Genomic DNA, 12,555 nt, shown 5'->3' with positions numbered 1-12,555 from the left:
CGCGTGGTGATGGATGCCGGCGACTATGGCCGCGACGCTTTCGGCCAGGTGGTGGGGGCGCGCGACTTCGGGCGCGCGCTGGAGGCACGGCTCGGCGAGCTGGCGCACCTGACCCGCTACCGCCCGGCGAAATTCGTCGGCTTGGGCGAATGCGCCGATGGCCGCCGCGAGGTGCTGATCGCCGACGCGCCCGGCGAGCGCCGGCTGCGCGCCCGGCTGGTGGTCGGCGCCGACGGTACCCGCAGCGCGGTGCGGCAGGCGCTGGGCATCGCCGCCAGCGAGCACGACTACCTGCAGACCCTGTTCGTGGCGCGGGTGCGCACGGCCAGGGCGCCGGACGGCACCGCCTGGGAGCGCTTCACCGATACCGGTCCGACCGCGCTGCTGCCGCGCGGCGACCGCCACTACGGCCTGGTCCACGGCGTGGCCCGCGACGAGGCCGAAGCGGTGCTGGCGCTGGACGACGCGGCGTGGCTGGCGCGTCTGCAGGACGTGCTTGGCTGGCGCGCCGGGCGGCTGCTGGAAAGTGGCCCGCGCAGCGCCTACCCGCTGATCCAGGTATTGGCGCAGCAACTGGTCGGCGAGCGCGCGCTGCTGCTCGGCAACGCCGCGCAGACCATTCATCCGCTGGGCGCGCAGGGCTTCAACCTCGGGTTGCGCGATGCGCTGACCCTGGCCGAACTGATTGGCGATGCTGAGCAGGACCCCGGTACCGACGACTTGTTGCAGGCCTACGTGCAGCGCCGCGGCCCCGACCGCGAGCAGACCCTGGCCTTCTCCGACGGACTGGCGCGCCTGACCGGCAACGCGGCGCCCTTGCTGCGGCCGCTGCGCAGCCTCGGCCTGGTGGCGGCCGCGCAGGCCGCGCCGCTGCAGTCCTTCCTGGTCGGCGGCGCGATGGGATTCCGCGGGCAGGTGCCCGAACTGTGCAGGAGGCAGGCGCGATGAGCCGGCGTGGAGTGTTGGATGCGGTGGTGGTCGGTGGCGGCGTGGTCGGCACCGCCTGTGCGCTGGCGCTGGCCCGCGAAGGCCTGCAGGTGGCCCTGGTGGAAGGGCGCGAAGCGTCGCCATGGTCGGCGCAGCGGCCGGACCTGCGCGTGTTCGCCTTCGCCCACGACAATGCGGCGCTGCTGGAAACACTGGGGGTGTGGCCGCAGGTGACGCAGGCGCGCGCGCATCCCTACCTGCGCATGCGCGTATGGGACGCGGCCGGTGGCGGCGAGCTGGCCTTCGACGCCGATGCGCTGGGCCGCCGCGAACTGGGCTGGATCGTCGAGAACGGGCTGCTGGTGGACCGGCTGTGGTCGGCGCTGCCGGCGGCCGGCGTGCATCTGCATTGCCCGGCGCGGGTCGAGTCGATGGAGCAGGACGAACGCGGCGTGCGCCTGCGCCTGGACGATGGCCGCCGCATCGACGCGGCCGTGGCCATCGCCGCCGACGGCGGCGAGTCCACCCTGCGCACGCTTGCAGGGCTGGACGTGTCGCGCCACGACTATGGCCAGCGTGGCGTGGTGGGGTACGTGGACAGCGAGCGCCCGAATGAGGCCACCGCCTGGCAGCGTTTCCTCGATACCGGCCCGCTGGCGGTGCTGCCGGTCGACAAGCACCGCAGCTCCATCGTCTGGACCCTGCCCGACGCCGAGGCCGAGCGCGTGCTGGCGCTGGGCGACGAGGCTTTCGGCCGCGAACTGACCAACGCCTTCGCCGGTCGCCTGGGCGCGATGCGCGCGGCCTCGCCGCGCGCGGCCTTCCCGCTGCGCCGGCAGCTGGCCAGCGACTATGTCGCCGGGCGCGTGCTGGTGCTGGGCGACGCGGCGCACGTGGTGCATCCGCTGGCCGGGCAGGGCGTCAACCTCGGCCTGCGCGACGTGGCCGGGCTGCGCGACCTGGTACGCGACGCGCGCCAGCGGCGAGCGGACTGGACCGCCCCGCACCGCCTGCGGCGCTGGGCGCGGGTGCGGCGCAGCGACAACACGGTGGCCGCCTACGGCTTCGACGCGATCAACAAGGTGTTCTCCAACGACGAGATGCACCTGACCCTGGCGCGCGGCGCGCTGCTCGGCCTGGCCGGGCGCATGCCGCCGCTGCTGTCGCTGTTCTGGAAGCGCGCCTCGGGGCTGTGATGCCGGGTAGGGCGGTCGGTAATGCCCCAGCGGGGCGTTGCCCCGCTCTACACGGGCGGATCGCAGTGGCTTTGTAGCGCCGGGCAACGCCCGGCGGGGCCTGCGCGGTAATGCCCCAGCGTGGCGTTGCCCCGCTCTACACGGGCGGATCGCGGCGGTTCTGTAGCGCCGGGCGATGCCCGGCGGGGCCTGCGCGGTGATGCTCCCGCGAGGCGTTGTCCCGCTCCACACGGGTGGATCGCAGTGGCTTTGTAGCGCCGGGCAACGCCCGGCGGGGCCTGCGCGGTAATGCCCCAGCGGGGCGTTGCCCCGCTCTACACGGGCGGATCGCGGCGGCTGTGTAGCGCCGGGCAACGCCCGGCGGGGCCTGCCCGGTGATGCTCCCGTGTGGCGTTGTCCCGCTCTACCGCAGCCAGCCGGCCAGCTGTTCGCGTGTCAGCCTGCCGCGTCGCGCGCTGTCCAGTGCGTTGAATTCGTCGGCCAGCGCCGGGTTGGCCTGCGCTTCCTCGCGGCTGATGAAGCCGTCGCCGTCCACGTCGAGCGCGTCGAAATCGATGCGGTAGTTGCCGACGACGCTGTCCGGCTGGATCGAGCGCACCGTCACTGCCGCCTGCCCGGGTTCGGCCGGCAGCTGGACCTGATGGGTGACCGCGCCGCTGGCCAGCGGCTGGGCGCGGACGTTGACCGGTGCCGCCGGCAATGGCGCGGTCACGGCCGCATCGCGCGGGGCGTTCTGCGCCTGCGCGCACACGGCCGGAACCATGGAGAGCAGCAGGGCGATGGCGGGAAAGCAGCGGTGGATCACGGGCAACCTCTCACACGGACGACGGGATTCCGCCTGCCGGCCCGCCCGTCCTCACTTCATCCAGCCCTCCAGCTGCGCCTTGCTCAGGCGGCCGGTGTGGTGGGTGTCGAGCGCATCGAATTCGCGCGCGAGCGTGGGGTTGGCCTTGGCTTCCTCGCGGCTGATGAAGCCGTCGTGGTTGCGGTCCAGCTTGGCGAAGTCGATATGGTAGTCGCCGCGGATCGAATCGGGTTCTTCCGAGGTGACCGTGACCGGGGTGCCCTTGTCGGTGAGCGTGGTCTTGCCGGTTTCCTGCGCCAGCGCCGGAACGCTGGCGGCGGCACACAGCAACAGGGCGGGAAGCAGGGAGCGGGAGAGGTTCATGGGCGGACTCCTGAAAGTAAAACCACGCGCACGATGCTTGGCCCGCCACTGTTAAGCCGGCCGCAAGAACGCATGCAGGCCGGCTGAATGTTGCCGCCGGTTCAGGGCTGCGGAGGGTGCCGCGCTCAGCCCGGAATGAACGGAAACGCGAGTTTCAGCAGGCCCTTCAGGCCCCCCTCGACGGTGGAGCCGACCGCCTTGGCGCCGAGGCTGTTCAGGGCGCGGCGCACGTCGTCCCAGCGCAACTGGGTGATGTCCTTCTTCAGCAGGTCGGCCACCTCCTCCGAAGTGGGGGCGAGCTTCTTCAAGGCCGCCACCGTCGCCTGCGGATCGGGCTGCAGGTAGCCCCAGCGCTCGGCAATCTTCAGCAGCGTGTCGAAGCGCACCGCCACCACCTCGCGGTTGCGCTCGTACACCGGCAGCGCGCCGACCTCGAGGATGGCCTGCTCGAAGCGCTGCGCGTCGTCCGGGTGCTCGATGCGGATGGCGAGGAAGCCTTCCTTGCGGCTGCGCTCGCTCACATGCTTTGCCCCCGAGCGCAGGTTGGCTTCGGTCAGCACGGTGGCGACGATGCGCTGCAGGGCCGCGTCGGCCTCCTCTGGCACCAGCGCGCGCCAGCGCGCGTAGCCGTCGCGGCGCAGGCCCTTGACCTTGGCCGGCGTCACCCGCAGCTGCAGCGCCACGCTGGCGTTGGAATCGCCGCGGTCGATGGCGCCGTCGCGTTCTAGCAGCACGAAGATCAGCAGTTCCAGGTCGCGCTTGGTCAGCGACTGGAAGCCCTGCAGCAGGGTCAGGCGCAGGAATTCATTGCCGAAGCCGGCCGGGTCCTTCAGTTCGATGGCGTGCATGCGTGTCCTCCCAAGGGTCACAGCATGCCCGATCGCGGTTGCGCGGATTGAGACGCCGCGCGCGGGCGGCGCCCCGGCCTCAGTGCCCGTATTCACGCCCCGGGCGGTCGGCGCGGAAGGTCTCGATGGCGCCGCGGTCCTGCAGCGTCACGAATACCTGCCGGCCGTCGCTGCCGCCAAAGGCCACGTTGGTCGGCTTGCGCCCCTTGAGCGGCACCTCGCGCAGCAGTTCGCCGTTCGGCGAGACGATGGTGACGACGCCGGCATCGTAGCGGGCGATATACAGGTTGCCGTCGGCATCGCAGCGCATGCCGTCCATGCCGTGGTCGTTGAAGCGGATCAGCAGCCGCTTGCCCGACAGCGTGCCGGCGGCATCGCGGTCGTACACCCAGACGTTGCGCTGCACGCTCTCGTTGACGTACAGGCGGCGGCCGTCGGGGCTGACCTCGATGCCGTTGGTGGTGCCCATGCCGGACTCGACCCGGTGGGCGCTGCCATCGCGGTCGATGCGCCACAGCTGGCCGTTGTCCGGGTTGGCCCAGTCCGGGTCGCTCGCATACAGCGTGCCGTCCGGCGCCAGCGCGATGTCGTTGGGCTGGTGCGCGCCTTCCAGGCGTGCGAACACCGATACCGTGCGCGTGGCCGGATCGACGCGCAGGACCGCGTGGTCCTTGTAGTCGGCCACGAGCATCGCGCCATCGGCGGCGAAGCGGATGCCGTTACCGACGCTGCCCTCGGGCAGGGTGACGAACAGGTCGGCCTTGCCGTGCGCATCGACGCGACCGATGGTGCCGTCGCGGCCGAAGTTGACCACGTACAGCGCGCCGTCCGGGCCGGTGGCCGGGCCTTCGATGCCGGTGGTGAACACACCGTCGCCGACATGGTCGCGGACGACGAAATCGGGCGTTGCGGCGACGTTGCCACACAGGGCCAGGCACAGCGTGGCGGCGGCAGGGCGCAACAGGAGGTGACGGACGATGGCGGCGCTCTCCATGCGGGGAAGGTCCGCAGTGTGCCAGAGCCGTGTCGTGGAAGCGGCAGGTGGTTGCGGGGGCAACTACGCACTGCGCAGGTGCCGGGCTTGCCTGGCACGGAGGACAACGCCTCTCCTGCTGCGGCTGCGTGCGCACCACCGGTGCATGTGGCCTGGAGCGCTCACGCCGCTGGCGTGGGCCAGGGCGCGATGCAGGGTTGGGAGCGATGAAGTCCTGGTGGTCCAGGCATCCTAGACTCCGTTTGTCCCTCATCCGCATCCCGGCTCGGTGCAGCGCGCCGGGCCTGCAGTCGTATGCGGGCCGGTGGCCCGCCTTCACCCCGCAGGGTGAAGGGAAAAGCAGGTCAACCGCGCGCCGGCATCGCCAGCACGGTGATCTCCTCGCGGTCGTGATACAGCTGCTTGGCGCGTATGGTCAGCGGCCTGCCGGCCTGCGCGGCGAACAGGTCCAGGCACAGGCGGGTCTCATCCCAGCGCTTCTTCATCGGCAGCTTGAGGTTGAAGATGGCGTGCCGGCACCAGCCTTCGCGCAGCCATGTGGCCATGCGCTCGGCCACTTTGCGCGGCTGTTCGACCATGTCGCAGACCATCCAGTCCAGCGCGGTCTCCGGCTTCCAGTGGAAGCCGTCGGCGCGCAGGTGCTCGACCAGGCCGGTGTCGAGCACGTGCTGGCGCAGCGGGCCGTTGTCGATGCTGGTGACGCGCAGGTGCTGGCGGGTCAGTACCCAGGTCCAGCCGCCCGGAGCCGCGCCGAGATCGGCTGCACGCATGCCGGGCTTGAGCAGCGCTTCGCGCTCCTCGGGCGTGAGCAGGGTCAGCAGCGCCTCGTCCAGCTTCAGCGCCGAGCGCGAGGGCGCTTCCGGGAGCAGTTTCAGGCGCGGGATGCCCAGCGCCCAGGGCGCGCTGTCGCGGGTGTCGGCGACGCCGACGAAGGCATGGGTGCCATCGACGAACACCACGTGCAGCCGCGGCAGCCTGCCGTTGTCCTTGTCGGTGAGCAGGCCGGCCTTGCGCAGCGCCGGGCGCAGCGCATTGCCGAAACTGCGCGCCAGCCCGGCCAGCGGCTTGCCCGCGTCCGAATCGGGGTGTTCCACCCACAGCTCGCCGAAGCGCGGCTGGCCCTGCAGTGCGGCGATGATCGGGCTGATGCGGTCGGCCGGGTCCAGCTGCGGCAGCTCGGCCAGCAGGCGCAGCTTCTGCCGGGCGAAGATCAATCCACGCCAGGGCAGGGCGCGGTCGAGCGCGGCGGCTTCGTCAGTGACGTACACCACGTAGCCGTCGTTGCGCTGCGTGCGCGCATAGCCGGCGATGCCGGCATGGCCGACGCGCTCGGTCAGTTCGGCGGCCAGTTCAGGCTCGAAACCCTGGCGGCAGTAGCACAGCAGGCCGGTCATGTGAGTCCTTGGAATGAAGCGGGAGGCATCCCTTCTCCCCGAGGGAGAAGGGCATGCGGGATCAATACCGCGCGCCGTCGCTCTGGCCGTAATGGCGCAGCACCGCGCGGGCGGCGTCGCGGTGCAGGCCCTGCACGACCTCGATGCCGCGCCGGTTCAGTTCGCCCACCCAGTCGGCCGGCAGCGGGCCTTCGTCGAACGGGGTCAGTTCCTCGACGTCGGCGGCGCTGGCGCCGATCAGCAGGCGGTCGATGCCGGCCCAGATCGTCGCGCCATAGCACTGGCAGCACGGCTGCGAGGAGGTGGCCAGGGTCACCGGCGACAGCGTGTCGTTCAGGCGCGGGGTCTGCAGCCGCTGCTGCGCGAGCATGTAGGCCATGTTCTCGGCGTGGGCCAGCGAGGTGCAGTGCGGCACCACGCGGTTGACCGCGGCGGCGATGACGCGGTCGTCCGGGCCGAACACCACTGCGCCGAACGGACCGCCGGTCTGCGCGTCCACGTTCAGCCGCGACAGCTCGATCGCCAGCGCGACCTTGGCATCGTCGCCCGCATGCACGCGGCTGGTATCGACGACTTCATGGATCCAGGCCGGGAGGGTCAGGTGGACTTGCGCGTACAGCATGCGGGGTGGTGCCTCGTGAGCGTTGAACAGGGGAATGCGGCGGCCAGTGTAGCCCGGCACGCCCAGGCGGACCGTGCAGGGCGCGGCCGCGCGGCCCGGCCGCAGCGCGGGCACGGGCGTGGTTTCTTTAGGGGGAACGGGCGGCGGCAGGCGTCATGCCCGCCACCATGGGATCAGCCGGCCCAGGTATCGCGCAGGGTCACGCTGCGGTTGAACACCGGCTTGTCCGCGCGGTGGTCGCGGCGGTCGGCGACGAAGTAGCCGGTGCGCTCGAACTGGAACGACTGCTCCGGCACGGCGCTGGCCGCAGCCGGTTCCACGTAGCCGGTGACGACCCTGCGCGATTCCGGATTCAGGTAGTCGCGATAGGTCTTGCCCTCGGATTCGTCGTCCGGGTTCGGCACCGAGAACAGGCGGTCGTACAGGCGGACCTCCGCCTCCACCGCGTGCTTCGCACTGACCCAGTGGATGGTGCCCTTGACCTTGCGGTTGGCGCCTTCCATGCCCGGGCGCGATTCCGGGTCCAGCCAGCCGCGCAGCTCGACGATCTCGCCTGCCTCGTTCTTCACCACCTCATCGACGCGGGCGATGCCGGCGCCGCGCAGGCGCACTTCGCCGCCCGGCACCAGCCGCTTCCAGCCCTTGGGCGGGACTTCGGCGAAATCCTCGCGCTCGATCCACAGCTCGCGCGAGAACGGCACCTGGCGCTCGCCGAAGGATTCGTCCTTCGGGTGGTTGGAGAAGGTCAGGGTTTCCTCATGGCCTTCGGGCAGGTTGGCGAGCACGAACTTCAGCGGCTCGATCACCGCCATGCGGCGCGGCGCGGCGCTGTCCAGGTCCTCGCGCAGCGCGCCTTCCAGCACGCTGAAATCGATCAGCGAGTTCTGCTTGGAAATGCCCACGCGTTCGGCGAACAGGCGCATCGCCGACGGCGTGTAGCCGCGGCGGCGCAGGCCCTGCAGGGTCGGCATGCGCGGGTCGTCCCAGCCATCCACCAGCTGCTCGGTGACCAGCGCCATCAGCTTGCGCTTGCTCATCACCGTGTAGTTGATGTTCAGGCGCGAGAACTCGATCTGGCGCGGCTTGGCCGCTTCGCGCGGCAGGCCCTTGTCGGCCAGCGGCTGGGTCAGCGCGTCGTCGTGGGCGAAGTCGACGTTGTCCACGCACCAGTCGTACAGCGGGCGGTGGTCCTCGAACTCCAGCGTGCACAGCGAATGGGTGATGCCTTCCAGCGCGTCGCCCAGCGCATGCGCGTAGTCGTACATGGGGTAGATCGGCCAGGCGTTGCCGGTGTTCTGGTGCTCGACGTGCTTGATGCGGTAGATCGCCGGGTCGCGCAGGTTGATGTTGCCGCTGGCCATGTCGATCTTCGCGCGCAGGGTGCGGGCGCCGTCGGCGAACTCGCCGGCGCGCATGCGCGCGAACAGGTCCAGGTTCTCCTCGACGCTGCGCTCGCGGTACGGCGAGGGCCGGCCCGGTTCGGTCAGGCTGCCGCGGTAGGCGCGCACTTCCTCGGCCGACAGGTCGCAGACATAGGCCTTGCCCTGGCGGATCAGCTTCTGCGCGCCCAGGTAGTAGGCGTCGAAATAGTCCGAGGCGTGGCGCAGCTCGTTCCACGCAAAGCCCAGCCAGCGCACGTCGTCCTGGATCGCGGCCACGTACTCCGGGTCTTCCTTGGCCGGGTTGGTGTCGTCGAAGCGCAGGTTGCACACGCCGCTGAACTCGCCGGCGATGCCGAAGTTCAGGCAGATCGACTTGGCGTGGCCGATGTGCAGGTAGCCGTTGGGCTCGGGCGGGAAGCGGGTCTTGATCGCGGTGTGCTTGCCGCTGGCCAGGTCCTCGCGGACGATCTGGCGGATGAAGTCGCGCTTTTCGGCGGGAGCGTTCTCCGGCGTGGCATCAGCGGCAGGCGTGTTCTCGGACATTGGGGGCGCAGCGTATTGAAAGAACGCAAGTTTAGCCGAGCCGGGCGCCGGCTGCCGGAGCGGCGCTATGCTGGGAGTCCCGCCCGCAGGTTGCGCCCATGAACCGCCCCGTCCTGGTGATCGGCAACAGGAACTACTCCTCCTGGTCCCTGCGCCCCTGGCTGCTGCTGCGCCATTTCGGGGTGGAGTTCGACGAGGTGCGGCTGGCGCTGGACGCGCCGGACTTCGCCGCCCAGGCCCTGCGCCATTCGCCCACCGGCAAGGTGCCGGCCCTGCGCGACGGCGAGCTGGCGGTCTGGGACTCGCTGGCGATCTGCGAATACGCCAACGAGCGCTGGCTGGGCGGCAACGGCTGGCCGGCCGACCTGCACCGGCGCGCGCTGGCCCGCGCCGCCGCGGCGGAAATGCATTCGGGCTTCACCGCCCTGCGCACCCAGCTGCCGATGAACAGCCGCCGCCGGCCCGACGCCTACCGCTGGGACGCCGCCGCGCAGCGCGACATCGACCGCGTGCAGGCGTTGTGGCGCGAACTGCGCCGCGACCACGGTGCCGGCGGCGATTTCCTGTTCGGCGGGTTCGGCATCGTCGATGCCATGTTCGCGCCGGTCGCGATCCGCTTCGACGGCTATGGCGTGGCGGTGGACGACACCGCCGCGGCCTACATGCAGGCGCTGTTCGCCCTGCCGGCGCTGCGCCAGTGGCGCCGGGCGGCGGAGCAGGAAAGCGAGCGCGTGGCCGCCACCGACGCCCTGTGCCGCCCGGCCTGACTGCGGAGACGCCCGATGCAACTGGTCTACCAGACAAGCAACCTGTTCGACGCGCACCTGGTCAAGCACGCGCTGGAGGACGCCGGCATCCCGGCCTTCGTGTTCGGCGAATCGCTGCTGGGCGCCGGTGGCGAGCTGCCGCTGTTCGGCCTGCTGCGGGTCTGCGTGCCGGACCCGGCCAAGCCGCAGGCGGACGACATCGTCGCGGCGCTGGGCTTGGACGAGGGTGAGGCCGGCCCCATCTGTGACGATGACGAAGCGCCGGGCCTCCTGCCGGCCTGAGAGGAGCGGATCATGTTGGGTATCGGACAAGGGCTGTTGGGCATCGGCGCGTTCAAGCAGCGCCTGCCGCGGCCGGAAGAGGCATTGCCGGGGCGCGAAGCCCCGTTGCCACTGCACAACGTGCACTACGTCAATGGCCAGCCGCTGCGCGGCGAGTTTGCCGGCCTGCAGGTGCTGGACGTGGGGCTGGGCTGCTTCTGGGGCGCCGAACGCAAGTTCTGGCAGCTGCCGGGCGTGGTGACCACGGCGGTCGGCTACCAGGGCGGCGTCACCCCCAACCCGACCTACGACGAAGTCTGTTCCGGGCTCACCGGCCACACCGAAGTGGTGCGCGTGGTGTTCGACCCGGCGCAGGTCGCGCTGGACACGGTGCTGCGCACCTTCTGGGAGAACCACGACCCCACCCAGGGCATGCGCCAGGGCAACGACACCGGCACCCAGTACCGCTCGGCGATCTATTGCCATTCGCAGGCGCAGTACGAGGCGGCCATCGCCAGCCGTGAGGCCTACCAGCTGCAGCTGGGCGCGGCCGGTTACGGCGACATCACCACCGAGATCGCATACCCGGCGCCGCCGTTCTACTACGCCGAGGACTACCATCAGCAGTATCTGGCCAAGAACCCGAACGGCTACTGCGGCATCGGCGGCACCGGCGTGAGCTGCCCGATCGGGCTGGGCGCCTGAAGTGACGAACGCTGCGCCACGCCGGTTGCTGGTGGTGTGGCATGGCTTCACCGGCGCTACCCGGGCGATGGCCGAAGCGGTCGCGTCCGCGGCGCGCGAAAACGCCGGCGATGCGCTGGACGTGAGGCTGCTGCAGGCGGCCGAAGCCGGCGCCGACGACGTGCTGGCCGCAGATGCGGTGGTGTTCGCCACGCCGGAAACGCTGGCCTCGATCAGTGGCGCGATGAAGGATTTCTTCGACCGCAGCTATTACCCGCTGCTGGGGCGCTGCGACGGCAAGCCGTATGCGCTGGTGGTGTGCGCCGGTTCGGACGGACACCCGAGCATCGCCCAGCTGCAGCGCATCGCCACCGGCCTGCGCCTGCGTGAAGTCGCCGAGCCGGTGCTGGTCTGCACCCACGCACAGACGCCGGAAGCGATTGCCGCACGGAAAGTGCTGCCGGAAGCGGAACTGGCGCGCGGCCGCGAACTGGGCGCGCTGCTGGCGGCAGGGCTGGAAATCGGAATCTTCTGAAGCCAGCCAACGACGCTGTAGAGCGGGGCAACGCCCCGCTGGGGCCTCACCAGGAAAGCCCGCCGGGCGCCGCCCGGCGCTACAACGCCGCAGCAATCTGCTTCTTGTAGAGCGGGGCAACGCCCCGCTGGAGCCTCACCAGGAAAGCCCGCCGTGCGCTGCACGGCGCTACAGAGCCGCAGCAATCTGCTTCTTGTAGAGCGGGGCACCGCCCCGCTGGGGCTTCACCAGGAAAGCCCGCCGGGCGCTGCACGGCGCTACAGAGCCGCAGCAATCTGCTTCTTGTAGAGCGGGGCAACGCCCCGCTGGGGCCTCACCAGGAAAGCCCGCCGGGCGCCGCCCGGCGCTACAGAGCCCCAGCAATCTGCTTCTTGTAGAGCGGGGCAACGCCCCGCTGGAGCTTCACCGGGAAAGCCCGCCGGGCGTTGCCCGGCGCTACAGGGCCTGGCAGGCAGATCGGGGTAACGCCCTCGACGCCCGCCCTTGAGCCGGCCCGGGAAACCCCGACCCGCGAACCCTGCAGAAGCGCAGCAAGGTGCGCTCCCGCGGATGGATCAGGCAGCCAGTTCGTCAGCGATGCGCTGGCGCAGGGTGTGCAGATCCTTGGCGAAGGCATCGATGCCGGTGGCCAGCTTCTCGGTCGCCATCGGGTCGGCGGCCATGTCGGCGTCGAACTTCGCTTCGTCGATCGCAGCAACGTCGACCACTTCGGCCGGCTGCGGCGAGAGCTTGCGCGGCAGCTCGCCCTGGTCGGCGTCGAGCTTCTCCAGCAGGTCCGGCGAAATGGTCAGGCGGTCGCAGCCGGCCAGCGCCTCGATCTGCGCGGTCGAGCGGAACGAGGCGCCCATCACCACCGTGGCCGAGCCGCGGCGCTTGAACTCGGCATACACGCCGCGCACGAACTTCACGCCCGGGTCTTCGTCGATGCTGGCCGGGGTCTGGCCGTTGGCCACGTACCAGTCGAGGATGCGGCCGACGAACGGCGAGATCAGGAATGCGCCGGCTTCCGAGCAGGCCAGCGCCTGGGTCGGATTGAAGATCAGGGTCAGGTTGCAGTCGATGCCCTCGGCCTGCAGCACGCGCGCGGCTTCCACGCCGGCCCAGGTGGCGGCGATCTTGATCAGCACCTTGCCGCGCGGCACGCCGGCCGCCTCGTACATGGCGATGAACTGGCGCGCCTTGGCGATGGTCGCTTCGGTGTCGTGGGCCTGGTCGGCATCGACCTCGGTGGAAA

14 protein-coding genes are annotated in these 12,555 nt (G+C 70.7%); 6 read left to right on the top strand and 8 right to left on the bottom strand.

Annotated elements, in window-relative coordinates:
• A partial coding sequence (locus tag QMX80_RS15410; protein ID WP_282277971.1) for an FAD-dependent monooxygenase occupies positions 1–948 on the top strand: 948 nt, incomplete at its 5' end.
• Positions 945–2,123: a UbiH/UbiF family hydroxylase gene (locus QMX80_RS15405; protein ID WP_282277969.1), complete on the top strand. Its 1,179-nt coding sequence runs from the start codon at positions 945–947 to the stop codon at positions 2,121–2,123. The genes QMX80_RS15410 and QMX80_RS15405, both read left to right, overlap by 4 nt.
• 403 nt (positions 2,124–2,526) lie before the next feature.
• On the opposite strand, the gene QMX80_RS15400 is transcribed toward QMX80_RS15405, so the two are convergent.
• From QMX80_RS15400 to QMX80_RS15370, 7 genes are all read right to left on the bottom strand, one after another.
• The gene (locus tag QMX80_RS15400) at positions 2,527–2,886 is read right to left on the bottom strand and encodes a hypothetical protein (RefSeq protein ID WP_057505377.1); all 360 of its coding nucleotides are present in this window, start codon (positions 2,884–2,886) and stop codon (positions 2,527–2,529) included.
• Positions 2,887–2,979: 93 nt separating this feature from the next.
• Positions 2,980–3,291, bottom strand: a complete 312-nt coding sequence (locus tag QMX80_RS15395) for a hypothetical protein (protein WP_057505361.1) — start codon at positions 3,289–3,291, stop codon at positions 2,980–2,982.
• Between the two features lie 125 nt (positions 3,292–3,416).
• Positions 3,417–4,139 (bottom strand): hypothetical protein, encoded by a 723-nt coding sequence (locus QMX80_RS15390; protein WP_282277966.1) that lies wholly within the window; start codon positions 4,137–4,139, stop codon positions 3,417–3,419.
• A gap of 79 nt (positions 4,140–4,218) precedes the next feature.
• Positions 4,219–5,133 (bottom strand): SMP-30/gluconolactonase/LRE family protein, encoded by a 915-nt coding sequence (locus tag QMX80_RS15385; protein WP_282277962.1) that lies wholly within the window; start codon positions 5,131–5,133, stop codon positions 4,219–4,221.
• A 344-nt stretch (positions 5,134–5,477) separates the two neighbouring features.
• On the bottom strand, positions 5,478–6,527 hold the full coding sequence (gene rlmM, locus QMX80_RS15380; protein ID WP_282277960.1) for a 23S rRNA (cytidine(2498)-2'-O)-methyltransferase RlmM: 1,050 nt from the start codon (positions 6,525–6,527) through the stop codon (positions 5,478–5,480).
• A gap of 61 nt (positions 6,528–6,588) precedes the next feature.
• Positions 6,589–7,149, bottom strand: coding sequence for a nucleoside deaminase (locus QMX80_RS15375; RefSeq protein ID WP_282277973.1), 561 nt, complete (start codon positions 7,147–7,149; stop codon positions 6,589–6,591).
• Positions 7,150–7,322: 173 nt separating this feature from the next.
• Positions 7,323–9,074: a glutamine--tRNA ligase/YqeY domain fusion protein gene (locus QMX80_RS15370; protein WP_282277958.1), complete on the bottom strand. Its 1,752-nt coding sequence runs from the start codon at positions 9,072–9,074 to the stop codon at positions 7,323–7,325.
• 98 nt (positions 9,075–9,172) lie between these two features.
• On the opposite strand from QMX80_RS15370, the gene QMX80_RS15365 reads away from it, so the two are divergent.
• From QMX80_RS15365 to QMX80_RS15350, 4 genes are read left to right on the top strand one after another with little or no spacing between them, the layout of a single operon-like run.
• A complete protein-coding gene (locus QMX80_RS15365; RefSeq protein WP_273080669.1) occupies positions 9,173–9,841 on the top strand; it encodes a glutathione S-transferase in 669 nt (222 codons plus the stop codon).
• A gap of 15 nt (positions 9,842–9,856) precedes the next feature.
• The gene (locus QMX80_RS15360) at positions 9,857–10,123 is read left to right on the top strand and encodes a DUF2007 domain-containing protein (RefSeq protein ID WP_282277955.1); all 267 of its coding nucleotides are present in this window, start codon (positions 9,857–9,859) and stop codon (positions 10,121–10,123) included.
• Between the two features lie 33 nt (positions 10,124–10,156).
• Positions 10,157–10,807, top strand: a complete 651-nt coding sequence (msrA, locus tag QMX80_RS15355) for a peptide-methionine (S)-S-oxide reductase MsrA (protein ID WP_273081534.1) — start codon at positions 10,157–10,159, stop codon at positions 10,805–10,807.
• 1 nt (position 10,808) lies between these two features.
• Positions 10,809–11,321: an NAD(P)H-dependent oxidoreductase gene (locus tag QMX80_RS15350; RefSeq protein ID WP_282277953.1), complete on the top strand. Its 513-nt coding sequence runs from the start codon at positions 10,809–10,811 to the stop codon at positions 11,319–11,321.
• Between the two features lie 554 nt (positions 11,322–11,875).
• On the opposite strand, the gene QMX80_RS15345 is transcribed toward QMX80_RS15350, so the two are convergent.
• Positions 11,876–12,555: transaldolase family protein (locus QMX80_RS15345; protein ID WP_282277951.1), on the bottom strand; the 680-nt coding region annotated here is incomplete at its 5' end.

Source organism: Stenotrophomonas sp. PS02297, assembly GCF_029959705.1.
Classification (GTDB): Bacteria; Pseudomonadota; Gammaproteobacteria; order Xanthomonadales; family Xanthomonadaceae; genus Stenotrophomonas; species Stenotrophomonas nitritireducens.
Note: the sequence above shows the minus strand (reverse complement) of the source record. Positions and strands in the feature narration are given on the sequence as shown.

Coding starts and splice junctions, on each gene's coding strand:
- QMX80_RS15370 (WP_282277958.1), bottom strand. CDS start 9,074: ATGTCCGAGAACACGCCTGCCGCTGATGCCACGCCGGAGAACGCTCCC.
- QMX80_RS15395 (WP_057505361.1), bottom strand. CDS start 3,291: ATGAACCTCTCCCGCTCCCTGCTTCCCGCCCTGTTGCTGTGTGCCGCC.
- QMX80_RS15405 (WP_282277969.1), top strand. CDS start 945: ATGAGCCGGCGTGGAGTGTTGGATGCGGTGGTGGTCGGTGGCGGCGTG.
- QMX80_RS15390 (WP_282277966.1), bottom strand. CDS start 4,139: ATGCACGCCATCGAACTGAAGGACCCGGCCGGCTTCGGCAATGAATTC.
- QMX80_RS15385 (WP_282277962.1), bottom strand. CDS start 5,133: ATGGAGAGCGCCGCCATCGTCCGTCACCTCCTGTTGCGCCCTGCCGCC.
- QMX80_RS15375 (WP_282277973.1), bottom strand. CDS start 7,149: ATGCTGTACGCGCAAGTCCACCTGACCCTCCCGGCCTGGATCCATGAA.
- rlmM (WP_282277960.1), bottom strand. CDS start 6,527: ATGACCGGCCTGCTGTGCTACTGCCGCCAGGGTTTCGAGCCTGAACTG.
- QMX80_RS15365 (WP_273080669.1), top strand. CDS start 9,173: ATGAACCGCCCCGTCCTGGTGATCGGCAACAGGAACTACTCCTCCTGG.
- QMX80_RS15360 (WP_282277955.1), top strand. CDS start 9,857: ATGCAACTGGTCTACCAGACAAGCAACCTGTTCGACGCGCACCTGGTC.
- QMX80_RS15400 (WP_057505377.1), bottom strand. CDS start 2,886: ATGGTTCCGGCCGTGTGCGCGCAGGCGCAGAACGCCCCGCGCGATGCG.